Below are 22,803 nucleotides of genomic sequence, written 5' to 3'. Positions count from 1 at the left end.
GTGCTGGCACTTGTGTTCGCCTACGAGACGCCGAATGGTATACCAATGTCAGTGATCCGAGAGGGGCGCTGTCGGGCCAGTTTTCGCACGACGGGACACGGCGAGACACGGCGAGACACAGCGAGACACAGCGAGGAGGGCGTGACGATGAACCGCGACGCATCCGTCGAGGCGCGTGGCGTACGCGCGCTCTCCGGCGACGCCGAACTCCTCGACCATCTGCGCCCGTTGACCGGCACGGGGAGCGTCCACTCCGTCTTCGCCCGTGTCGTCAATCTACTCACTCCGGACGGAACGCTCGTCGCACTCGCCGCCCGTACCGCGGGCGATGCCCCCAGGACGCTGGTCCTCGACCTCGCGGACTGGACGGGAACCGAGCTCGCGGCGGGCGGGAGCGTGACGTTCGCGGAAGGGAATCTTCGGCTCGGATCCGCCCGGCATCCGCTGCTCGTCACCACGGCCGAAGCCCTTCCCTGGCATGCCGTCGCGCCGTCCCTCGCGCACCTCGCCCCCGGCGCCCTCGCGGCCGCCGCCGACGCCCTGGAGCGGCTGAACGACGCACACGGGGCGAGGGGCGGCATGCTCGGCGCGGCTCCCGGTGCGGGACTGATGGAGCAGGCCGTCGCCCGCGCCCTCGACGACGGGCGCACACGCCTGCTCGCCGCGGTCCGGGCCCGGGACGTGCCCGGCATCCGCGCGGGCGTCCTCTCCCTCCTCGGTCTCGGCCCCGGACTCACCCCGGCCGGCGACGACTTCCTCGGGGGCCTCGCACTGGTCGCCGCTCTGCCCGGCAGCGCGCTGGCCCACCTCACCCCCGTACTGCGCGACGTGCTGCCCGCACATCTCGGGCGCACCACCGACCTGTCGCACGCGACGCTCTTCGAGGCCGTCGAGGGCCGCGTGCGGGGCGACCTCATCGACGTACTGCGGGAGTTGGCGGACACGACCCGCCCCCCGCAGGCACTGCACGTTCCTGCCCGCAAGGTGCTGGCCGTCGGTCACACCTCGGGCAGCGACACCCTGTCCGGCCTGACCGCCGGACTTCACCTGGAAGAAGAACTGCGAGGTTCGCTGTGAGCACCACAGCAGTCGTACGGAAGAACACGTACTACGACTCCGTGTCCCTGATGTCCGTCTCCACCAAAGCCAACGGCCTGGCTGGTGTGGAGCAGGCGTTCACCGCCATGGGCACCGACATGAACAAGGGCGTCCTGGACAACCTGGGCCTGCTCACCGACGAGCTGAAGGCCGCGGGCAGCGGCGACCTGATGATCGTCCTCGTCACCGCCGAGGACGCCGACACCGACGCCCTGCTCGCCGAGGTGGAGGACCTGCTCACCCGCAAGGCCCCCGCCTCCGCCGGCGCCGGAGCGGTCACCTACCGCACCGTCACCGGCGCCGCCGAGGGCATCGAGGGCGCGAACCTCGCGGTCATCGCCGTCAACGGCGCCTACGCCGCCCGCGAGGCCCGCAAGGCCCTGAACAGCGGGCTGCACGTGATGATGTTCAGCGACAACGTTCCCGTCGCCGACGAGGTCTCCCTCAAGCAACTCGCCCACGACAAGGGCCTGTTCATGATGGGGCCGGACTGCGGTACGGCCATCGTCAACAACGTCGCGCTGTGCTTCGGCAACAAGGTGCGCCCCGGCTCCGTCGGCATCGTCGCCGCGTCCGGCACCGGCTCGCAGGAGGTCAGCGTCCGCGTGCACGCCCTCGGCGGCGGGGTCTCGCAACTGATCGGCACCGGCGGGCGCGACCTCAGCGAAGAGGTCGGCGGCATCATGATGATCGACGGCATCCGCGCGCTCGCCGCCGACCCGGCGACCGACGTCATCGTCCTCGTCTCCAAGCCCCCGGCGCCGTCCGTGGAGAAGAAGGTGCTCGCCGAGGTCGCCGCCGCGGGCAAGCCCGTCGTCGTCTACTTCATCGGCGGCTCCGAGGAGGCCGTCACCGCCGCGGGCGGACACTTCGCCGCCGCCAGCCTCGACGCGGCCCGTCAGGCCGTGGTCCTCGCGGGCGTCGAGTCGGCCGAGGGCGCCGACCTCGACGCCGAGGCCGCGGCCGCCGACGTGGTGGCCCGCCTCACGGAGGGACAGCGTCACGTACGCGGCCTGTTCTGCGGCGGCACCCTGTGCGACGAGACGATGTACGCGGTTCAGGACGCGGGCGTCGACGTGTACAGCAACATCCAGAAGGACCCCGCCTTCCGGCTGAGCGCGACCAGCGCCTCCACCGGCCACACCTTCCTCGACTTCGGCGACGACGACTTCACCAACGGCCGTCCGCACCCGATGATCGACCCGGCCCTGCGCCTGGAGCGCCTCGTCGAGGAGGCCAAGGACCCGTCCGTCGCCACGATCGTCCTGGACTTCGTCCTCGGCTTCGGCGCCCACGAGGACCCGGTCGGCACCACCCTGCCCGCCATCCAGGAGGCCCAGCGCATCGCCGCCGAGGCCGGCCGCCACCTGCCGGTCGTCGCCTACGTCCTCGGCACCGACCTGGACACCCCGTCCGTCGCCGCCCAGAGCGCGGCCCTCGAAGCCGCCGGCGTCATCGTCACCCGCTCCAGCACCGAGACGGGCCGGCTCGCCCGTGAGATCGCGAAGAAGGCACAGGCATGACCACCACGAACACCACCTCCGAGAACTCCGAACTCACGCCCGCGGCGCGGCTGTTCGGCGGCGACCTGAGCGTCGTCAATGTCGGCCTCGCCATGTTCGACGCCGACATCGCGGCCCAGGGCGCCCAGGTCACCACCCTCGACTGGACCCCGCCGGGCGGCGGCAGCGTCGAGGCCGCGCAGGCGCTGGACGCCCTGGACGCGCCCGAGACGGCGGCGCGGATCGAGAGGGCGAACGCCGAGGCCGTCGAGCGCATCACGTCCGCGCGCCCGATGCTGATCGGGTTCGGCCGCGCCCTCGACGTCGTACCCGGCATGACGCCGACGACGATCCTGCACGCGGGCCCGCCCATCGCCTGGCAGGACATGAACGGCCCGATGCGGGGCGCTGTCACCGGCGCGCTCGTCTTCGAGGGTCTCGCCGCGGACCTGGACGAGGCCGCCGAGGTCGCCGCCTCCGGCCGGATCACCTTCAAGCCGTGCCACGAGATGAACACCGTCGGCTCCATGGCCGGTGTCACCTCCGCGTCGATGTACATGCACATCGTCAAGAACGAGACGCACGGCAACCTCGCCTACACCAACCTGTCCGAGCAGATGGCGAAGATCCTGCGGATGGGCGCCAACGACGAGTCCGTCGTCGAGCGCCTGATCTGGATGCGGGACGTCTTCGGCCCGATGCTCAAGGAGGCCGTCGAGTTCACCGGGCCGATCGACCTGCGGCTGCTGCTGTCCCAGGCGATCCACATGGGCGACGAGTGCCACAACCGCAACGGCGCGGGCACCCTCCTCCTCTTCCAGGCCCTCGCCCCGGGTCTGCTCCAGTCGTCGTTCACCACCGAACAGAAGAAGGAGGTCTTCGACTTCGTCGCCTCCTCCGACTACTTCTCCGGTCCGACCTGGCTGGTGATGGCGAAAGCCGCCCTGGACGCCGCGAACGGCGTCGCGGACTCGACCGTCGTGACGGCCATGGCCCGTAACGGCGTCGAGTTCGGCATCCGTGTCGCGGGGCTGCCCGGCCAGTGGTTCACCGGCCCCGCGCAGCGGGTCGTCGGCCCGATGTTCGCCGGGTACAAGCCGGAGGACTCCGGGCTCGACATCGGCGACAGCGCCATCACGGAGACCTACGGCTTCGGCGGTTTCGCCATGTCGGCGGCGCCCGCGATCGTCGCTCTCGTCGGCGGCACCGTCGCCGAGGCGATGCAGTACACGCGGGACATGGGCGAGATCACGACCACGCGGAACCCGAACGTGACGATCCCGGCCCTCGACTTCCAGGGCCTGCCCACCGGCATCGACGTCCGCAAGGTCATCGACACCGGCATCCTGCCGATCATCAACACGGCCATCGCCCACAAGGAAGCGGGCATCGGCATGATCGGCGCGGGCATCACGCACCCGCCGGCCGAGGCGTTCACCAAGGCGGCGACCGCCCTCGCCGCCGCGCTCACCGGCCCGTCCTCCTCCTGACCCTCGATCACCGACCCCTCTGACGCGCGCGAGCGCCCGCCCGGAAACCCGGACACACGATGAACACACACCGCACCACCGTGGACCCGGCACCACAGGACGACACGGCCGTACTCGACGCCGAGTACGAGCACGGCCCCGTCCCGGCCGACCAGCGCAAATCGCTGTGGACGGTCTCGGCCGTCTGGTTCGGATTCCCGATGATCCTGACCAACGCCGTTCCCGGCGGCGTGGTCGTCGCGATGCTGGGCTTCTGGCGCGGCATGGCCGCCATCGCGGCGGCCAACCTCGTCATGCTCGTGTACGTGGGCCTGCTGAGCCATCGTGCGGGCTCCACCGGCGAGAGCTTCTCGCTGCAGGCCACGCGGACCTTCGGCAAGGCCGGGTACATCGTCGCCTCGGCGTTCCTGGCGACGATCGTGGTCGGCTGGTTCGCGTTCAACACCGGTGCCACCGGGGCGACGCTGCACCAGGCCTTCGGCTGGCACGAACAACTCGTCGCCGTGCTCGCCGGGTTGGGGTTCATAGCCCTGACCTACCTGGGCATCAGGGCACTGTCCTGGCTGGGTGCCGTCGCCGCCCCGCTGTTCATCGTCGCGGGCGTCGCAGCCCTCGTGATCGTGGCCAAGGACCACGACCTCGGCGCCGTCTTCGGCTACGACGGCGTGGGCGGCAACGCCACCCTCACCTTCGGCGCGGCGGTGTCCATGGTGATGGCGACGTTCGCCGACTCCGGCACCATGACCGCCGACTTCACCCGCTGGTCGAGGAACGGCCGCCAGGCCGTCCTCGCGACCATCAGCGCCTTCCCGGTCGCCAGCGTGATCGCCCAGATCACCGGCGGTCTGGTCGTCGCGGCGGGCGCCATCGCCGCCCCGGCGGTCAGCGGCGGCGACTTCCTGCCGATCCTCACCGGCGAGGGCTCGGGCGCGCTGAACGTCCTGGCCGCCGTCTTCGTCTTCGTCAACCTCGGTTCCGTGTGCAGCCACTGCCTGTACAACGGCGCCCTGAGCTGGTCCCACCTGACCGGCCGGACGATGCGCCTGATGACGGTCATTCTCGGTGTGATCGGCACGCTCGCCGCGCTCGCCGGGGTCTGGAACCACTTCCTCGACTGGCTGGTCATCCTCAGCGTCTTCGTCCCGCCGCTGGGCGGGGTGCTGATCGCCGACCAGTTCTTCGCGCGGGGCGGCCGCGGCGCCATGGACCGGCGCGCGACGACAGCCGTGCGGCCCACCGCCTTCGGTGCCTGGGCGATCGGCGCGGGAGCCGCCGCCGTGGCCCACTGGTCCGCACCTCAACTGTCCGACGCGGTCACCGGACTGGTCGTCGCCGTGATCGCGTACGCGGCGCTGGAACGCTTCGTCGGCGGCCCGGCAACGGCGCGGCAGAGCTGAGGGAGCACTCCGAGGGGAGCCGGAGCGTCGTCAGGCAGGCTGCCACAGCTCGACGCGACGGCCCTCCGGATCCGTCACCCACCCGAACCGGCCGACGCCGTCCATGTCCTGCGTCTCCTCGGCCACGTCCGCGCCCTGGGCGCGCAACTGCGCGAGCATCGCGTCCAGGTCGCGGACCCGGAAGTTGAGCATGGTCTGCTGCGAGCGGGACCCGAAGTAGTCGGTCCCCGACTCGAACGCCGCGACCACGGTGGGCCCGGCCTCCTGCTGCCACAGGCCGTGCTCACCGAGGTCCAGGCCCAGGCAGTCCCGGTACCACGCGATGAGGGCTGCCGGGTCCGCGGCCCGCATGAAGTGTCCGCCGATGCCGAGTACACGTTCCATGGCGTCATCCTGCCAGGGCGGCGACCGGGCCGCCCGGCCGTTCGTGGCCCCGGCTCGGCACAGAGGCTCCGGCCCAGCACAGATCGGAAGAAGTCCTACAGATGACACAGCCGTCGTCGGAGCAGTCGAGCCCGGCCACCGCATCCGGGCCGTGGCCCGGCAACGGCCTGCCCGCGGAGTCGCAGCCGCCCGCACACCCCCGGCGTTGGTGGGGCCTGGCCGTGCTGGGTCTCGCGCAGCTGATGATCCTGCTCGACGGCACCATCGTGAACGTGGCCCTGCCCTCCCTCCAGCGTGATCTGGGCATGGCCGACGGCGACCGCCCCTGGGTGATCACCTCCTACACCCTCGCCTTCGGCGGCCTGCTCCTCCTCGCCGGGCGCATCGCCGACCTCGTCGGACGCCGACGGGTCTTCCTGGCGGGCCTCGCCGGGTTCGCCGTGGCCTCCGGTGCTGGCGGACTCGCGCCGACGGCCGGGGCCCTGTTCGCGGCGCGTGCCTTCCAGGGCGTGTTCGCCGCGCTCCTGGCCGCGTCCGCGCTCGCCCTGATCACGACGACGTTCTCCGATCCGCGCGAACGGCGCCGGGCCATCGCTGTGTTCGGCGCGCTCGGCGGCACGGGCGGAGCGCTCGGGGTCACGCTCGGCGGCGTCCTGACCGACGGCCTCGGCTGGCGCTGGTGCCTGTACGTGAACGTGCCCATCGCGCTCGCCGCCCTGGCCGGCTCGGTGCTGATGCCGCCGGACACCGCGCCCCACAGGCGCGGACGGCTCGATCTGCCGGGCGCGATCCTCGCCTGCGGGGGCCTCACCGCGCTCGTGTACGCGTTCAGCGCGGCGAAGCGGTACGGGTGGGGAGCCGCGCCGGTCCTCGGCCCGCTGGCGGGCGGCGCCGTCCTGCTCGCCCTGTTCGCGGTGCGCCAGCGCAGGGCGGCCGAACCTCTGCTGCCGCCACGGCTGTTGCGCGACCGGGCCCGGGTGGCGGCGCTCTTCGCGGGTGGCTGCCTGATGGCGGCGCAGCTGTCGGTGTCCCTCTTCCTGACGTTCCACCTCCAGACCGTCCTCGGCTGGTCGGCGGCCCGCACCGGGCTCGGCTTCCTGCCGCTGAGCGTGATCACGACGCTGACCGCCACCCAGCTCGGCACGCGGCTGCTGCCCCGGCTCGGGGCGCGCGTGATGATGACGGCCGGACTGTGCATCGCCGCGCTGGGCCTGCTCCGGCTCAGCCTCATCACCCCGGACGACGGTTACGCGACCGGGGTGCTGCCCGCGCTCGCGTTCTTCGGCATCGGCATGGGCACCACCTTCCTCGCCCTCATGACGACGGCCACCGCCCAACTCCCCGCCGAGGACGCGGGCATCGCCTCCGCCGCTCTCAACTCGGCCCAGCAGGTGGGCGGTTCGATCGGCTCCGCTGTCTTCAACACGGCGGCGGCGAGCGCGGCCGCGGGCTTCGACGGGACATCGCGCGCCGCCACCCTGCACGGCTTCGCGACGGCCGCGCACTGGCCACTGGCAGGGCTGCTCATCGCCGCCGTGGGCACGGGTCTTGCCGCACGGCGCACCCCATCGGCGTAGAGATCACGTCCGGGTCATCCCCACACCGTCAGAGCGAGCTCAAGCGAGCTGTCCGGCCCGGTCAGCCAACGAACTCGACCATGACGGTCGCTGTGCCGGCCACATGCCGGGCATCGCCCTCGTAGGTGACCGAGTGCTGGGGATACGTGTTCCAGTCGGGCGGAGTGTCGCTGAAGCTGAAGGTGCCGTCCCGCCGCACCTTGGCATCCGGCAGCTCCACGCCGTCCCGCGTGACCGTGACCGCTTTCGTCCTGGGGAAGGGGGTCAGCGAGGTCAGTTCTCCTCTCACGGTGACCGGCGTGCCGACGGGGTTGGTCGGCGGCGCGGAGGGAGTGATCGTGCTGGACGCCTTGGCGACGTCAGTGACGATGTCGAGGACGACGTCACCGGAGCAGGGAAAGCGCGTGGCGAACAGCCTGTTGCCGTCGGGCGCCCAGGCCAGACCGCGGTCGAGCAGATCGCCTTGCCCCGACAACGCGACCGTCCGGTACGCGGCAGTCTCACCCGGCCGGTAGATGTGGACGTCCCGCTCGCCTTCCGCCGCGACCCCGGCGGCGACCGCGCCGTTGGAGTCGACGGCGACGGAGTTCGGGTAGGGGCCGGCGTCGTACCGGGTTTCCTCCGTCAGGTCCGACAGGCGCCATCTCGGGTGGTAGTAGTCGGAGCCGTTCGCGGTGATCACGCTGGTGCCGTCAGGCGTCACCGCCACGTCCTCGACATCGACGACGGCGACGCCCGCATCGCAAGTCCCGGTGCCGGTACGCCGATCAGGGCTTCGGTTTCGACGACGGGGACCTGCGAGAAGCCACCTGCCTTCACGCCGGGCATCCTGCCATGGCCGCCGGTCGGCGAGGCCGCGCACGCCACTGGCCGGCCCCGCGCGCAACCCGCGACAATCACCGGCATGAACGCTCCTCACCCGACAGGCCACCCAGCCGCTGTCCAGCCCGATCCCCTGCTCTATCCGGAAGTGGCCGCAGCCGACGGCAGTTGGGTGGAGGCCTTCCGCAATGGCGCCGCCGACATGGGTGTCGATCTCGGCACCGTCAGCGGCACCGAGTCCGCGACAGACAGCTGGCGCCTCATCGTCGCGAGCGTGGACGCGTCCCGCGGCTCGGTCGTCGTGACACTCGGCCGGCAGGAACGGGCCTTCGGCATCCGGATCTGGTGGACCGGGGTCGGAGAAGCGGCCTGCGGCCGAACCACCCAGCTACGGACCGTCGTCGACATCGCGCAGGCATGGCGGACAGGGGCCTCGGTCCGCGAACTGGGCGACAGGTGGCCGCTCCTCGAGATCGACGAGCTCACCCTGGCTCACGAGCGGGGTGAGGCCGTTGCCTACGCATGGCAGCTCGTGCGAAACGCCCCGGACCGGCTGATCGACCACGGCATCGTCGAAGCGGCGTACGCGAACCCGCGCCTTCGGAGCCTCTTTCCGCTGATCAGCCACGGGAGTCTGCAGTTCAGCCGCTGCACCCACGCCCCATGGACCCACGACGTCCCCAGCCTCGCGCCCCAGTGGGGAGGCGGCTGGAGGGCACGACGCGCCCCTGAAGGCCGAGACATTCCGGATCGCCACGCTCACACTCCGGAGGAGGCCGTCGCGTTCGTGGTCGAAGGCCTTCCCGACGGCTGCGGTCCGGCAGTGGAAGGCCCTGCGGATCTGCTTCCCGAATAGCGAGACGGGTCACTGTCCACCCGGGCCGATCGGCATCGCCTCGCCGTTCGCCGCCCCGACAAACCGCGCAGCAGACAACATTGACGGATCACCGCCAAGAGAGAAAGGATCACCGAGCACGAAGCTGACAACGTTGTCGCACGAGAGGTTCACGATGAGAGCGCTGAGACGCGTCTTCACCACCTTGTTGGTCGTCACCACCATGGCCGCGGCTTCCGCCACCACAGGAGTCGCCAACGCCCAGGCGCGGGGACCGGCGTTCGCCGACGATCCGACCACGCTGGTCGACACGTCGATCGGCAACAACGGTGACGGGACCACGTTCCCCGGCGCGGCGGCTCCGTTCGGCATGGTGCAGTTGAGCCCCGACACGCAGCTGAACAAGTACGCCTCGTACGACTACGCGCAGAACACCATCCTCGGGTTCAGCCACACGCATCTGTCGGGTGTCGGCTGTCAGACGATGGGCAATATCCGGTTCATGCCGACGACCGGTGCGGTCACCTCGTCCGATCCGGCGCAGTACGCCGCGAAGTTCAGCCATGACAACGAGACCCGCGCGCCCGGCTACTACGGCGTGAAGTTCGACAACGGCATCCAGGCCGAGCTCACCGCGACGCAGCGGACCGGCCAGCACCGCTACACCTATCCCGCCGGTTCCGGCCCCGAGAGCGTGCTCATCGAGGCCGGCGAGAGCAACGGCAGCACCTACGCGGGCGACATCAAGGTGGTCGGCGACGACACCGTGGAGGGCTGGGTCCAGGGCGGCAACTTCTGCGGGGAGACGGGCAAGGAGCGCTACCGGGTCTTCTTCAGCGCCAAGTTCGACCGGACGTTCTCGTCGTTCGGCACCTGGAGCGACGGGACCCTGACCGCCGGACAGCGTGAGGCCACGCGCGGCTCGAAGCGGGCCGGCGCCTGGCTGACGTTCGACCAGGCCAAGGGCCGTCAGGTCGGCTCGTCCGTGGGTATCTCGTACACCTCGGTCGACGGCGCGCGCCTGAATCGCAAGGCCGAGCAGCCGAAGTCGTTCGGCACGGCCGAGGCGGCCGCGCACGACTCCTGGCAGGACGAGCTGAACCGGATGCGGGTGGCCGGCGGCAGCCGCGCCGACCAGCGCACGTACTACACCGCGCTCTACCACTCGCTGCTGCACCCGTCGATCGGGTCCGACGTCGACCGCCGCTACCGCGGCTTCGACGACAAGGTGCACCGCGCGGACTCGACGTACTACCAGATGTTCTCGCTCTGGGACACGTACCGCTCGCAGAACCAGCTGGTGGCCCTGCTGCACCCGGACAAGGCCGCCGACATGGCCAAGTCGGTGCTGCATGTCTACGAGGACGGCGGCTGGCTGCCGCGCTGGGGGCTCGGGGGCGGCGAGACGAACGTGATGAGCGGCGACCCCGTCACCCCGTGGATCGTCGACCTCTACAACCGCGACCTGCTCGACAAGCGCACCTCGCAGCGCCTGTTCGACGCGCTCTGGAAGAACGCCAACGAGGTCCCCGCGGACCAGTCGATCTTCCGCGGCCGTGACGGCAACCCGACGTACGTGAAGAACGGCTGGGTCGGCTACCAGAACCTGCCGGGCTACAAGTTCGGCGACAGCCGCCAGGCGGGCTCGGCCACGCTCGAGTACGCGCTCGCCGACTGCTCGCTGTCCACGATGGCGGACGGCCTCGGCTACCGCGACAAGGCGGCCACGCTCGCCTCGCGCTGCGGCAACTTCACCAAGCTCTGGGACTCCGGCGTCACCTCGCAGGGCTTCACCGGGTTCCCCGTCACCAGGAACGCGGACGGCAGTGTCGCGGGCGACTCCGACCCCACCCAGTCCGGCGCGTTCCACGAGGGCACGGCCTGGCAGTACCAGTGGCTCGCCCAGCAGGACCCGCAGACGCTCTTCGGCCTGATGGGCGGTCAGTCCGGTGCCGAGCAGCGGCTCGACAAGTTCTTCGACATGCCGACAGTGCTCACCGATCCGGCGAAGGCCGCCTCGGAGTCGTGGGTGACCGGGGCGTACGACTACCACAACAACTTCGCGTTCAACCCGAACAACGAGCCCGACTTCCACGCCCCGTGGATGTACGCGTGGACCGGCGCGCCGTGGAAGACCTCGGCCGTGCTGCGCGCGATGCGCACGCTGTTCACCGACGACGCGTACGGCATGCCCGGCAACGACGATCTCGGTGCCACCTCGTCGCTGCTCGTCTTCGCCATGGCCGGCATCTTCGAGGCGCAGCCCGGTTCCGCCAACTACATCGTCACGGCGCCGATGTTCGAGAAGGTCGAGATCCGGCCCGAGCACGGCCGCACGATCGCCGTCGAGGCCCCGGGGGCCAGCGCGTCGAAGCCGCAGTACGTGTCCTCCGTGCACACGGGCAAGGGCACGTTGCGTCAGAGCTGGCTGTCCCACAAGGATCTGCTGCGCGCCGGCACGATCAAGGTCAAGCTGTCCGGCACACCGACGAGTTGGGGTGTGAACGCGGCCCCGCCCGCCCTGGCCGAGGACTGACGAGGAACCGAGTTCACGGCTGCGGCCCCTCCCGTGCGGGAGGGGCCGCTTCTCTGTCGCCAGAGGTCGTCCGGGCCGAGGCGGAGGTCAGCGCACGGAGGTGACGCGGCGCTCCTTCAGCGCGGCGCAGTTGGAGCCGTACACCGACACGTACACGTTCTTGATGTTGCCGCCCCAGTCGACGCAGTGGGCCTTGCCGTAGACGGAGATCGGTCCGGCGTAGGACGTGTAGGACCCGGTGTCCGAGTCGCCCTGGTCGGTGTCGGGGACGTAGGCCCACGCCGACATGTCCATGCGCGTACCCGGGTTGCTGCGGATGGTGGCGACGCAGTTGCGGCCGGTGGCGGCGTTGTAGGTCAGGTAGACCGTGCCGAGCGAGCCGACGGCCGCGGAGTTGACCGTCTTGTAGCCGCTGCCGCACACCTTCTGCGGGGTGGTGTTCGCGGCGGCGGACGCCGGTGACGCCAGGACCGCCGTCGAGCCGGCCACCAGTGCGGCGACCGCCGACGCCGACAGAACAGAGTGAATGAAGCGCATTTCTCCCCCTTGATTACCTTTGAAGTCCTTGCTCCTGATTAGTACGACCTCCGGGGAGACGATTGGTTGCCGTGAGGGCGGAGAAGTGGCCGAGAAGGGAGGTAATGGCCGGGAATCGCCCCACTCTCAACGGCAACCGCCGACACCATCGGCGCCCTTACGGGGAGGGCACCGCGCCGGTGGCGAAGTAGGGCTTGCACACGGTCCCGTCGTAGTCCGTGGCGATCTCCAGCAGGCTCTGGCCGTTCGACGAAGGCAGCAGCGCCGAGCTGTAGTTGGGGCAGTAGTCGACGGTGCTCGAGGACACCGCGACGGGGGCCGGCATCTCGCGCCAGGCACCGGCTCCACCGGCGTCGTTGACCCACACGGTACGGCCGCTGCCCGCCGCCACGGAGTCGTCGGCATTGTGCATGACCTGGCCCACCAGGTACAGGCGGCCCGTGGTGGAGCCGCTCAGCGGCGCCCAGGCCACGGTGGGCGCGTGTTTGAAGTACTTGCCGTCAGCGGTCTCCGGCCGGAATCCCAGGTGGGCGGGGTCGCCCCAGTTCCAGCCGTCCGCCGAGGTCCGGTAATGCACGACGCACACGTACTGTCCGGCCGCGGCACAGATCTCGTACGTCATGAAGTACGTGCCGTCGGCCAGGCGTCGCACGACGGCCATGCCCGGCCGGTCGGACGCCAGGTTGCTGGACACCGTGGCGTGGTGACCGGACCAGGCGAGCCCGTCCGTGGTCCGGGCGGCCATGAGTTTCTGGCTGTGCGCGGCATCGGTCTCGTCCGAGTAGTGGGCGACCAGTTCGCCCGCGGAGTCGACGGAGAACTCCGGTTCCCACAGCCCCTTCTCGTTGTTCGCGGTCGCCACGCTGGAGAGATGGCTCCAGGTCCGTCCGACGTCCGTGCTCTTGAAGACGCGCAGGGACATGCGCCGTCCCGGCTCGTCCTGGCCGACCGAGCCCGCCCACAGCAGGGTGCCCGCCGGCAGTGCGCCGATCTGGCTCGGGAGTTCGAACAAGGTGGAGCAGCAGAGCCCCTGGCCTGCCGAGGCCTCCGGGTCGGTGACCGTGCCGACCTGACGGAAGGTGGCGCCGCCGTCCGTGCTCTCGTGGATCGCGCCCAGGCCGTTGTTCCCGGAGAAGGAGACGACCGAGGCCAGGACACGGCCGTTGGCCGACCCGTTGTGTTCGAGGCGTATCGCGCGCGGATAGAGACCGGTGTCGTTGCGCAGAGGCGTTCCGGTCGCCGCGTACGCGGTGCCGGGCCGTGCGCCGCCCAGCAGTGAGACGAGCAGACCGATGACGATCGCGGTGAACAACGCCGCTCTTCGCGGTGGAAGGGGTCGCAGTTGCTGCACGAGGGAGTGCGGGTGCATGGAGCCTCCTCAGGAAACCGCGCGGACACCTGAGGACACGCCGTCCCGGGCGGGCGCCGCGATGAGGTCCATCTGGGGGGGTGCGGCTGGGGACGGAGGCCACCGGCGGTGGGGGTGCGCGGATCAGTGGCGGATGGGGCACACAGAACGGATTTACATCGTTGTACTCAAGTGGTGAGGATGCGCCAGTGGTGCGGATGCGTCAAGAGTGAGCCGCCCGATACGGCTCAGGCGCTCGGACATGCGACGAGGGCCCGGATCCACTGGGATCCGGGCCCTCGTCGTCGCAGTAGCGGGGACAGGATTTGAACCTGCGACCTCTGGGTTATGAGCCCAGCGAGCTACCGAGCTGCTCCACCCCGCGTCGGTGAACCCAACAGTACGCCATCCTCGAGGGCCCCCGTGACCACCGCAGCAGCAGGGGCCCGCCACCGCCGCTCAGCACGGGCGCCCGAGCCAGGGGCGCACTCCGCCAACGCGCCTCTATCAGCAGACAGTTGACCCGGTGTGGAATGAATCACCGGGCTCCACCTTTTCCCGCTCGCCCATGACGGCATCCGATCGCCACGCCAACGCCAGGACCGGGCTCGACCAGAAAGGCGACTCCGAGCCACCCCATCACCTCTTCGTCTTGCCTGACGGGCCATCACCCCTCATGTTCGCAACCTCCGACACGGCGGCGAAGCGGCACCGCCCCCACACGCGTGACGAACCCGGCGCCCAGCCGTCGGCGTACGCCGTGATGCCTGGCCGAGCCACCAGAACAGCACATATGTTCCAAGAAATACCCCCTCCATGCCCCGAACGACTGGCCCGACGGCCCGTTGTTCCGAGCACCTGTCCGAGAAGCCCGTACACCGAGGAGGCCGTATGCCCTGCCACCAGAACGCACCTGGCGCGCACACCACGCTCGATTGCCCCGGGACCGCGCTTCTCGGCCCTCCCCTCCACGACTGCCGTCCGTGCGCCTCCACACCACCGAACCGCGCTGCCGCCGCACGCGGCGCCGCCGCAGGGGCGGGCCAGGGGGCGCTCACGTGAGTGACCGTTACACGAGCATCGTCGATGTGCTCATGCTCCCGTACCGCGAGGATGGACGCATGCCGCTGCTGCGCCGGGCGAAGGGTCAGTACGCGGCAGGGCAACTCACCGTGGTGGGAGGCCACTTGGAGGCGAACGAATCCCCGTTGGAGGGAGCGATCAGGGAGGCCGCGGAAGAGCTGAACATTCGGATCGACCCCCGTGACGCGGAGTTCTGCGGCCTCTATCAGTTCGTCGCCGCGGACGGGACGCGACGCCTCGGCACGGCCTGGGTCACCCGCGCCTGGCGAGGAACCCCGGCCAACAACGAGCCGCACAAGCACGCCGAGTTGCTGTGGGCCGAGCCCGGGGACCCGCCCGAGGACTGCCATCCCTACACCCTCGGCGTTCTTCGCGCCTTCGTCGAAGGAACGCTGTACGGCGTCATCACGGCCGGCCCGGTCGCGGCGGGTGATGGCGCATGAGGCTGCTGCGCCGTCCACGCATCGCGGAGCCCAAGATCTCCGCCTCCGAGCAGGAGCTGTTCGGCGGACCCCTGCGCTACGACATGGGCTGGAGCAAGCACGAGTACGCCCGCCTCGACCTGACCCTGTGGGGTGCCCTGAAGTCCCTGCCCCATCTGGTGGGACGCACCGTCGCCCTGGCATGGCGCACCGACCGCCGCTCCCTCGTCACCGTCGGCGTGACCGAAGTCGGTCAGGGCATCGCCACCGCGGTCAAACTCCTAGCCGTCAACGCCGCCCTGCACGCCGTCCTCGCGGCGGGTACCGATGTGCGCGGCCTGCGCCACGCGCTGCCCGCGGGCGTGATGCTCGTGGTGATCAACAGCGTGAACGCCGTCCTCGCCTCCTGGTCCACCTCGGCCGCGGGAAGCCTGGAGCCCAAGGTCGAGCGTGCCGCGTCCGAGCAGTATCTGGCCGCCTGCGAGCGGGTCGAGATGGCGGCCATCGAGGACGGGGAGTTCCGGGAACTGATCGACCGGGCCCAGTACGGGGCCAACGAGGCCCGGCACATGATCGGCTCCAGTGTCGCGGCCATCAACAGCGTGCTCTCACTGGTCGCCTCCGGTGGGGTGCTGCTGTCGCTCAACCCGGTGTTGTTGCCGATGCTCGTGCTGATCGTGGCGCCGCGCGGCTGGGGTGTCATGCGCGTGGCCCAGCAGCGCTACTTCTCGACCATGACCTGGATCGAGCACCTGCGCGCCAGCCGGGTGCTGTCCAGCCTCCTCACCTCGGTCACCGCCGCACTGGAGGTGCGCGTCCACGGCGTGGGCGCCTACCTGCTGCGCCACTTCACGACGATGTCGCACACCGCGGAGAGCGAACAGGAACGCCTGGCCAAGGACAAGGCCCGCACCGAACTGGCGGCGTCCGCCCTGCAGGGCGTCGGCTACCTGCTGACCTTCACCCTGATGATCACCCTGTGCCTCACCGGGCACATGAGCGTCGCCGTGTTCGGTACCGCCACCATGGCCCTCAACTCCGGTTCCGCGGGCATCGGCGCTCTCGTGAGCACGATGAGCCAGCTGCACGAACAGTCCCTGTACGTGCACGACCTGACCGAGTTTCTCGTCAAGGCCCAGGAGCGCGCCATTCCGGAGGGCGGCCTACCGCTTCCTGAGCGGCACCGCACCATCCAGCTCGACCACGTCTCGTTCCGCTACCCGGGCCGCGACGAACCCGCCGTCAAGGACGTGTCGTTCAGCATTCCGCTGGGCAGCGTCATCGCCCTGGTGGGGCCCAACGGCAGCGGAAAGTCGACGCTGGTCCGGCTGTTGTCCGGCCTGCACCTGCCCGGCGAGGGGCAGATCCGCTGGGACGACGTCGATGTCGCCCGGGCTGACCGCCGCCAGCTGTTCGGGCATGTCAGCCTGCTCACCCAGACGTTCGAGCGCTGGCCCTTCACCGCCGCGGCGAACATTCGCATCGGCGACCCCGAACGCACGCCCACCGAGGAGGAGTTGCGGGCCTCCGCGGTCTACGCGGGCGCGGACGTCGACATCGCGGCGCTGCCCCGCGGCATGAACACCCTGCTGGGCAAGCAGTTCCGCGGCGGGAGCGACCTGAGCGGCGGCCAGTGGCAGAAGATCGGCCTGGCCCGTGCCCACTTCCGCGACGCCTGCATGATCATCGTGGATGAGCCGACCGCCGCCCTCGACCCGGATGCCGAACAACGGGCCTTCGACCAGATCCTCGGTCTCGCCGGTCCGGACCGCATCATCGTCCTGGTCACCCACCGCATGGCCGCGGTCCGGCACGTCGACCGCGTCTTCGTCATGCACGAGGGCCACCTCATCGAACAGGGCAGTCACGCCGAACTGTTCGCCGTCGAACCCCGCAGCCGCTACGCGCAGATGTACCGGCTTCAGGCCGAGCAGTACGACACCACCCTGCCGCGCCCCGCCCGGCCCACGGCCGCCGAGTCCGCCTGACCACGCTTGAAGAGGAGCGCTGTGCCTCCGGCCGACTCCACTCCAGCCACCCCTCCACTCAAGGATGTGCCCCTCGTTGTTCACCTCGCAGGATGAATGGAACAGCGGCTACGCCGAGGGGCGCCGCTACCGGCCCCTCAACGACGACGAGCGCACCTTGCTCGCCCGGCACGTGCCCGCTCCCGACGGAGGCCGGGCACTCGACGTGGGGTGCGGGACCGGCGAACTCGCCCTGCATCTGGCCTCCATGGGCTACACCGTCGATGCCGTGGACTGGGCCGACGCCGCGTTCCCCAGCACCGACGCCCACCACGACCACGGCCCCTCCCGGCAAGCCGTCCGCCGGCTGCACCTGGACATCGAGCGCGCCAACCTCTCGCCCCTGCATTCGGAGGGGTACGACCTGATCGTCCTGCGGATGGTGTACGCGTTCCTGCGCGACCGCACGCGCCTGGCCCGCACGCTGGGCCGGCGGCTGCGCACGAACGGCGCCCTCGTCGTCGTCACGCCGCTCGCCGCGACCACCCCCGCCGAGCGGCGGGGCATCGCCCTCGACGAGGACGAGATCGCCCACCTGACGAGCATGTGGGACCGGGCGCTGCGCTTCGACGCGAACGGTATGGCCGTCCTGGTCCTGCGCGGGCTGAAGAAGCCTGCCGTGCAGATCACGCACACACCCCTGCCGCAGTCGAGTGCGGTGACGGCGGTGCACGCCGTGGTCACCGACCCGCTGGGCCGCGTCCTGCTGGGCCGCTCGGAACAACGCGGGTGGGAGCTGCCCGGGGCGCCGGTCGCGCCAGGCGAAGGATTCGAGGACACGGCGGTGCGCGCGCTGGCCGAGCAGACCGGCGTCATGGCCGATCCCTCCGACGCGCACGTCATCGGTGTGCACCTCGATGCCCCGGACGGGCTCTCACGGACGAGCGCGACGGTCCGCATCACGGCGCACGCCGGGCCGGTCCAGCCGGTGGAGTCGGACGTGTTCGGTCACGTGGACTGGCGAGCTCCGCATGCCGTGCGCCGTCTGGACCGGCTGTCCGCCACCTCCGCGCGGGCGCTGGACCTGGTCTGGCCGGGGGTCCTTCCGTACGTGCCGTCGGCACGCGCGTATCCGGTCGACGGCACGTGCCCGCCGGTGCCCGGCGAATCGCCGGAGGCGGTCGAACGGCGCGAGCGGATGGCCGACCGGGTCATCGGCGGCGGCTGGGCCCCCTCCCTGCCGGTCCAGCAGGCCCTGCGTACGGTGCCGCGGCATCGCTACACGCCCGAGAGCACTCTGCGGACCGCGTACCACAGCGACCTGGCTGTGGTCACGGAGCACAACCACCGTGCCGAGCCGACCAGTTCCGTGTCCGCGGCCTGGCTCCAGGCCGACATGGCCGAGCACCTGCGGCTGGCCGAGGGGATGACGGTTTTCGAGGGCGGCTCGGGGGGCTACAACGCCGAGCTCATCGCGTACGTCGTCGGCCCGGCCGGCCGCGTGATCACCGTCGACCTTTCCCCCTACGTCGTGCGCCGCACCCGACGGCTGACCGCCGAGGCCGGCAGCGGTCGCGTCACCGCGGTGCTCGGCTCCGCCACCGATGGCGCCGCCGCACACATGCCCCGCGGTGGCTTCGACGCCTCGGTGATCACCTACAACTGCTGGGACATCGCGCCCGCTTGGCGTGATCAGCTCGCCGACGGCCGCTTTCTCGTGCTCCCGCTGGAGGTCCACGGTTACACCCGCGCCATCGCCTTCCGGAAGCACGGCCGGGTGCTGCGTGCCACGGACTTCACGTTCTGCGGTTTCGTCCGTGACCGCGGGCCCTCGGCCCGCGCCGTCCCGGCCGTCGACCTCGCCGACGGCGAACTTCAGCTGCGTTTCCCCGACGGCGTCCCCGCCGAGACCGCCGCTCTGGACGATGCCTTCGCGGGCCCGCGCCACGAAGTGGCCACCGGCGTGACCGTGGCCGGCAACGAGTCGTTCGAGACGCTGCAGCTCTTCCTCGCCACCACGCTGCCCGGCTTCTGCCGCCTCGCCCGCAACCATGACCGGGGCAGCGGCATCGCCGCGCTGCCCAAGCGCTCGGACGCCGCCACGATCACCGCCGACGGCTCTCTCGCCCACCTGACCCACGTCTTCGTCCAGGACGGCCGCACGCCCGAACAGCGTCGCTCGGAGTTCCTGGCTCACGGCTTCGGACCGTCCGGGCCCGCTCTTGCCGAACAGCTCGCTGCCGCCGTGCGCCGCTGGGACGTCCACGAGCGAGCCCACGGCTACCCAGAGTTGGAGGCTCATCCCGCCGGCACCCCTGACGCCGAGCTGCCCGCGGGCCACGTACTGGACAAGACCCACAGCCGGCTCGTGTGGACGTGGCGCTCCGACGCCGCCTACGCCCCGGCCGTGCGGCCAGAGAAGGTGAGCGCCCATGACTGAGCCGGAACTCGCCCCGCCCTCCCCCTTTGGAGCTCTCATGTCCGCCGAGGTGTCGCCCAACCCCGAGACCTGGACCGCCTACGGCCAGTTCCAGCTCGACCGGTCCTACCTGCCGCCCGTCCCCGAACAGCTGCGATGGGGCTTCTGGGACGGTGTCGGCCCCGGCGACGACGTACTCGGCCCCCTGGCCGGGAAGCGGGTCCTGGACATCGGCTCCGGCGCAGGGCACTACGCCGTCCACCTCGCCCGGACCCACGGCGCACTCGTCGATGCGGTCGAACTCTCGCCCACCCAACACCGTCGCGCCACCGGGCACTTCGGCGCCGTACCCGGGGTCCGGTTCCTGCACGCGGACGTGATCGAGCACCTGCGGCAGGCTCAGCCGTACGACGCGGCGTACGGCATCTGCACGCTCGCCGGAATCGACCCGCACATCGCACTGCCCGCACTGCGCGACGGGCTGCTCCCCGGCGCCCCGCTCGTCTTCTCCGTGCTGCACACCAACTGGCACGGCCAAGGCCCTTCCGCCGCCGTGGCCCCGCGCACGGAGACGGTCGGCCTCAAGGGGCTGGAGCCGCTGCCGCTGCAGACCTGGGTGCTGACCGCGCAGGTGTGGGAAGACCTCCTGACGGACTACGGATTCGCGGTGGAGGCCATCACCCGGCTCGCCGCGCCCGAGCCGGACAACCCCGTGATCTGCCAGCTCGTCCAGGCGCGCCGCAGAGCCGTCGCACCTGAGCGGGTCACCAGCCGCCCCCGCGGTCGCCGCCCACCCGTCCCGCACGCGGCGGTCGGCGTGGGCGCCATCGTCCTCGGCGAGCGCGGCCTGCTTCTGGGCCGCCACCGCCGCGGCACTCTCGAACTCCCCGGCGGGACCGTCGAGGCAGGCGAATCCCTGGAGCGGACGGTCGTCCGCGAACTGGCCGAGGAGACCGGCCTGTCCGCACGCCCCGAGGACGTCACGCTCCTGGGCACCCTCGTCGATCATGTCGGCGACGTCGTCCGCGTCACCGTGGGCGCCCTCGTGACCGCCTGGCAGGGCGAGCCCGCCACGCAGCCGGACGAGAGCGTCGGCGACTGGGCCTGGTGGCCGCTCGACGAGCTGCCCGATGGGCTGTTCGAGTGCAGCGCCCAGATCCTCGCGGCCTGGCGCCCCGACCTGCCCATCGACCACCCTCCTGCCCACTTCACTCCCTACGCCGGCCGCGCGACACCGTCGTCCGGCTCGGGAAACGCAGGCGCATGAACACGCCCCCTGACGGCTGAGTACGCGTACTCATGCGGCCTCTCGCTCCCTCCGTCCACAGTGGTCGCGGTCACAAAAAATGGGGGGCGTGGTGGAGCGGCGGTGGCAGACCAGAGCCATTTTGAGCACGGTGTGGGGCCTGGCCCTGCTGGCGGTGTCCGCCTGTTCGCAGGACGGCGCCACCAGTCCGGAGACGGTCCGCGAACTCGCCGGCAGCACCAAGGCGGTCAGGGCCCGCGAGCAGGTGGAGCAGGAGATCCGGCAGACCATCACCTACTGGGACGCCCACACCTCGCTCACCCTCGGCCTGGTCACCGTGGACGACTCGTGCGCGGGCGGGCGGGCGAAGGAGTGGTTCTTCCAGGACGGGGACGACCAGTACAAGATCCGCTGCACGCTGCGGGTCGACGCCTACTTCGGCGCCGACCCGCACCACATGTCCGGCACGATCGACGGCATCCTCACCGCAGGCGACTCCGACGGCTCTCCGGTCCCCTTCGGCCACGACTTCTTCTACGCGACGAAGGTCGTCGACTACTACCGGGGCAGAACAGGCGAACCGCAGGGCCCCGGCACCGGTGAACCGAACGAACTCTTCAACGCGGGTGCGGTCACGCTCGACTGGGACCAGGTCCGCCAGAGGGCAAAGCGTCAGCTGATCGAGGAACCACCGGCATGCCTCCCGAGCGCCCCACCTGTCACGCGGTGCCTGCGTGAGCCGGGCTCCACCGGCGTCACGAACCTCCGCCGCGAGTACGGCATGGTGTTCAAGCTCGCCTTCCCCTCCAGGGACTACTTCATCGTGTACAAGGACGGCCAAACGGTCGGCCAGTGAAGCGGGAGCCGTTCACGGAACGGGCCATGGAACAGGCCATGGAACGGGCACGGCGAGCGACGGACTTGGCGGACTCCCCGGCAGACGCGACACCCCCGAAGCGCCAACACCCGCATGAACGCGGCTAGTTGGCGTGTCAGAATGTCCTCGACGTCAGCCACCGCACCCGCCACCCCCGCGACGATGGAGTCCGCCCATGACGGCCCTCTCACCCCGCTCCCCCAACGACACCAACCAGGCGCACCCCGCGCGGGTCTACGACTGGCTGCTCGGCGGCAAGGACAACTACCCCGTCGACGAGGCGATGGGCGAGAAGCTGCCGCCCGAGGTGCGCGTCGGCGCCCTGCAGAACCGTGCCTTCATGAACCGGGCCGTCACCCATCTCGCGGGGCTCGGCATCGACCAGTTCCTCGACATCGGCACCGGCATACCCACCGCGCCCAACCTGCACCAGATCGTGCAGCGCACCGTGCCGTCCGCGAAGGTCGTCTACACCGACTACGACCCCATCGTGCTGCGCCACGCGGAGGCCCTGCTGGTCAGCAGGCCCGAGGGCGCGACCGACTACTTCCAGGCCGATGTGCGCGAGCCGGTGGCGATCCTCGAACACGCCCGTACCGTCCTGGACTTCGGCCGTCCGATCGGTCTGTCGCTGGTCGCGCTGATGCACTTCGTCGCAGACGAGGAGGACCCGTACGGCATCGTCGACACGCTCGTCTCGGCGCTGCCGTCCGGCAGTCACCTGGTGCTCTCGCACGCCTCCAACGACATCTTCCCGGAGGTGGCGGGGGAGGCTACGGAGCAGTACGCGCGGGGCGGCATGACGCTCGCCCTGCGCTCCCGCAAGGAGGTGGCCCGCTTCATCGAGGGTCTTGAGCCCGTCGAGCCCGGCCTGGTGACGGCCCCCGAGTGGTTCCGTGAGCAGCCCGCGCCGCAACCCGAGCCGAGCGGGATGTACGCGGTCGTGGCGCGGGTTCCCTGAACTCCCTCAGCACTGGGCGGGCCTGTCCGCCTCCCACCCGTACCACCCCGAACTCATAGGCCACGGAGGCCGCCGCGTCCGGGCTCCCCGTCCTGGCAGGCGACCCGGGCATGGCCCCCGACGCGGTACGCGACGGCGAGACCGGCCATGTCGTCGACGGCCACTCGGTGGCGGCGACCGCGGGCCGCACCTTCGGGGCCTTCGGCCACGGCGCCGTGTCCGGCGACCAGGACGTCGACGCATGTCGCCGGCGGGGCCATCTGATGCAGCTCGCCCATCGCCGCTCCCTTGGTTGGACACGG

The 22,803-nt window shown here is 70.7% G+C and carries 18 protein-coding genes, 1 tRNA gene and 1 pseudogene; 14 read left to right on the top strand and 6 right to left on the bottom strand.

All coding sequences use genetic code 11. The features are described from left to right. Window positions 1–147 precede the first annotated feature (147 nt). The 4 genes from B072_RS0104460 to B072_RS0104445 are packed head-to-tail and all read left to right on the top strand — an operon-like array spanning window position 148 to window position 5,487. The gene (locus tag B072_RS0104460; protein WP_018528730.1) at window positions 148–1,077 is read left to right on the top strand and encodes a DUF2877 domain-containing protein; all 930 of its coding nucleotides are present in this window, start codon (window positions 148–150) and stop codon (window positions 1,075–1,077) included. Beyond that, window positions 1,074–2,621, top strand: coding sequence for an acyl-CoA synthetase FdrA (gene fdrA, locus B072_RS0104455; protein ID WP_018528729.1), 1,548 nt, complete (start codon window positions 1,074–1,076; stop codon window positions 2,619–2,621). Before B072_RS0104460 ends, fdrA begins: the two co-directional genes overlap by 4 nt. Further along, entirely contained in the window at window positions 2,618–4,090 is a 1,473-nt protein-coding gene (locus B072_RS0104450; protein WP_018528728.1) for a DUF1116 domain-containing protein, read from the top strand. Before fdrA ends, B072_RS0104450 begins: the two co-directional genes overlap by 4 nt. Window positions 4,091–4,149: 59 nt before the next feature. Further along, window positions 4,150–5,487 (top strand): cytosine permease, encoded by a 1,338-nt coding sequence (locus B072_RS0104445; protein WP_018528727.1) that lies wholly within the window; start codon window positions 4,150–4,152, stop codon window positions 5,485–5,487. A 30-nt stretch (window positions 5,488–5,517) separates the two neighbouring features. On the opposite strand, the gene B072_RS0104440 is transcribed toward B072_RS0104445, so the two are convergent. Beyond that, complete coding sequence (locus tag B072_RS0104440) at window positions 5,518–5,871, bottom strand: VOC family protein (RefSeq protein WP_018528726.1); 354 nt, start codon at window positions 5,869–5,871, stop codon at window positions 5,518–5,520. A 101-nt stretch (window positions 5,872–5,972) separates the two neighbouring features. On the opposite strand from B072_RS0104440, the gene B072_RS0104435 reads away from it, so the two are divergent. Next, window positions 5,973–7,448 (top strand): MFS transporter, encoded by a 1,476-nt coding sequence (locus B072_RS0104435; protein WP_018528725.1) that lies wholly within the window; start codon window positions 5,973–5,975, stop codon window positions 7,446–7,448. 61 nt (window positions 7,449–7,509) lie between these two features. Here the strand turns inward: B072_RS0104435 and B072_RS42375 are convergent, their stop codons facing one another. Further along, window positions 7,510–8,151, bottom strand: a complete 642-nt coding sequence (locus B072_RS42375) for a hypothetical protein (RefSeq protein WP_018528724.1) — start codon at window positions 8,149–8,151, stop codon at window positions 7,510–7,512. A gap of 201 nt (window positions 8,152–8,352) precedes the next feature. On the opposite strand from B072_RS42375, the gene B072_RS46190 reads away from it, so the two are divergent. After that, complete coding sequence (locus tag B072_RS46190) at window positions 8,353–9,126, top strand: DUF6193 family natural product biosynthesis protein (RefSeq protein WP_158689143.1); 774 nt, start codon at window positions 8,353–8,355, stop codon at window positions 9,124–9,126. Window positions 9,127–9,135: 9 nt separating this feature from the next. Here the strand turns inward: B072_RS46190 and B072_RS48585 are convergent, their stop codons facing one another. After that, window positions 9,136–9,330, bottom strand: coding sequence for a hypothetical protein (locus B072_RS48585; protein WP_199791002.1), 195 nt, complete (start codon window positions 9,328–9,330; stop codon window positions 9,136–9,138). On the opposite strand from B072_RS48585, the gene B072_RS0104420 reads away from it, so the two are divergent. Beyond that, a complete protein-coding gene (locus B072_RS0104420; protein ID WP_026245443.1) occupies window positions 9,329–11,641 on the top strand; it encodes a GH92 family glycosyl hydrolase in 2,313 nt (770 codons plus the stop codon). The genes B072_RS48585 and B072_RS0104420 overlap by 2 nt on opposite strands. 87 nt (window positions 11,642–11,728) lie before the next feature. Here B072_RS0104420 and B072_RS0104415 read toward each other — a convergent pair whose 3' ends face one another. The 3 genes from B072_RS0104415 to B072_RS0104405 all read right to left on the bottom strand — a co-directional run bounded on the left by B072_RS0104415 (window position 11,729) and on the right by B072_RS0104405 (window position 13,911). Continuing rightward, window positions 11,729–12,178, bottom strand: coding sequence for a hypothetical protein (locus tag B072_RS0104415; protein ID WP_018528721.1), 450 nt, complete (start codon window positions 12,176–12,178; stop codon window positions 11,729–11,731). A gap of 157 nt (window positions 12,179–12,335) precedes the next feature. Beyond that, the gene (locus B072_RS0104410; RefSeq protein WP_051127090.1) at window positions 12,336–13,547 is read right to left on the bottom strand and encodes a sialidase family protein; all 1,212 of its coding nucleotides are present in this window, start codon (window positions 13,545–13,547) and stop codon (window positions 12,336–12,338) included. Between the two features lie 290 nt (window positions 13,548–13,837). Continuing rightward, window positions 13,838–13,911 (bottom strand) — tRNA-Met (locus B072_RS0104405). A 673-nt stretch (window positions 13,912–14,584) separates the two neighbouring features. Between B072_RS0104405 and B072_RS0104400 the strand changes: the two genes are divergently transcribed. The 7 genes and pseudogenes from B072_RS0104400 to B072_RS48965 all read left to right on the top strand — a co-directional run. Further along, window positions 14,585–15,052, top strand: a complete 468-nt coding sequence (locus B072_RS0104400; protein ID WP_026245441.1) for an NUDIX domain-containing protein — start codon at window positions 14,585–14,587, stop codon at window positions 15,050–15,052. Next, on the top strand, window positions 15,049–17,019 hold the full coding sequence (locus tag B072_RS0104395; protein ID WP_018528718.1) for an ABC transporter ATP-binding protein: 1,971 nt from the start codon (window positions 15,049–15,051) through the stop codon (window positions 17,017–17,019). Before B072_RS0104400 ends, B072_RS0104395 begins: the two co-directional genes overlap by 4 nt. Window positions 17,020–17,095: 76 nt before the next feature. Next, complete coding sequence (gene fxlM / locus B072_RS0104390; protein ID WP_018528717.1) at window positions 17,096–19,438, top strand: methyltransferase, FxLD system; 2,343 nt, start codon at window positions 17,096–17,098, stop codon at window positions 19,436–19,438. Between the two features lie 37 nt (window positions 19,439–19,475). Then, window positions 19,476–20,684 (top strand): NUDIX domain-containing protein, encoded by a 1,209-nt coding sequence (locus tag B072_RS49745; protein ID WP_018528716.1) that lies wholly within the window; start codon window positions 19,476–19,478, stop codon window positions 20,682–20,684. An 88-nt stretch (window positions 20,685–20,772) separates the two neighbouring features. Then, window positions 20,773–21,519, top strand: coding sequence for a hypothetical protein (locus B072_RS0104380; RefSeq protein WP_158689142.1), 747 nt, complete (start codon window positions 20,773–20,775; stop codon window positions 21,517–21,519). 196 nt (window positions 21,520–21,715) lie between these two features. Next, on the top strand, window positions 21,716–22,501 hold the full coding sequence (locus tag B072_RS0104375) for an SAM-dependent methyltransferase (protein ID WP_018528714.1): 786 nt from the start codon (window positions 21,716–21,718) through the stop codon (window positions 22,499–22,501). Between the two features lie 65 nt (window positions 22,502–22,566). Continuing rightward, window positions 22,567–22,689 (top strand): annotated as a pseudogene (locus B072_RS48965) (glycosyltransferase); the annotation flags it as partial. Window positions 22,690–22,803: the final 114 nt, after the last annotated feature.

The sequence above is a fragment of the Streptomyces sp. HmicA12 genome, assembly GCF_000373565.1.
GTDB lineage: Bacteria > Actinomycetota > Actinomycetes > Streptomycetales > Streptomycetaceae > Streptomyces.
This window is presented reverse-complemented; position numbering and strand designations above follow the sequence as displayed.

Coding starts and splice junctions, on each gene's coding strand:
- B072_RS49745 (WP_018528716.1), top strand. CDS start 19,476: ATGTCCGCCGAGGTGTCGCCCAACCCCGAGACCTGGACCGCCTACGGC.
- B072_RS0104460 (WP_018528730.1), top strand. CDS start 148: ATGAACCGCGACGCATCCGTCGAGGCGCGTGGCGTACGCGCGCTCTCC.
- B072_RS0104450 (WP_018528728.1), top strand. CDS start 2,618: ATGACCACCACGAACACCACCTCCGAGAACTCCGAACTCACGCCCGCG.
- B072_RS46190 (WP_158689143.1), top strand. CDS start 8,353: ATGAACGCTCCTCACCCGACAGGCCACCCAGCCGCTGTCCAGCCCGAT.
- B072_RS0104435 (WP_018528725.1), top strand. CDS start 5,973: ATGACACAGCCGTCGTCGGAGCAGTCGAGCCCGGCCACCGCATCCGGG.
- B072_RS0104445 (WP_018528727.1), top strand. CDS start 4,150: ATGAACACACACCGCACCACCGTGGACCCGGCACCACAGGACGACACG.
- B072_RS0104420 (WP_026245443.1), top strand. CDS start 9,329: ATGGCCGCGGCTTCCGCCACCACAGGAGTCGCCAACGCCCAGGCGCGG.
- B072_RS0104375 (WP_018528714.1), top strand. CDS start 21,716: ATGACGGCCCTCTCACCCCGCTCCCCCAACGACACCAACCAGGCGCAC.
- B072_RS0104415 (WP_018528721.1), bottom strand. CDS start 12,178: ATGCGCTTCATTCACTCTGTTCTGTCGGCGTCGGCGGTCGCCGCACTG.
- B072_RS48585 (WP_199791002.1), bottom strand. CDS start 9,330: ATGGTGGTGACGACCAACAAGGTGGTGAAGACGCGTCTCAGCGCTCTC.
- B072_RS0104410 (WP_051127090.1), bottom strand. CDS start 13,547: ATGCACCCGCACTCCCTCGTGCAGCAACTGCGACCCCTTCCACCGCGA.
- B072_RS0104440 (WP_018528726.1), bottom strand. CDS start 5,871: ATGGAACGTGTACTCGGCATCGGCGGACACTTCATGCGGGCCGCGGAC.
- B072_RS0104395 (WP_018528718.1), top strand. CDS start 15,049: ATGAGGCTGCTGCGCCGTCCACGCATCGCGGAGCCCAAGATCTCCGCC.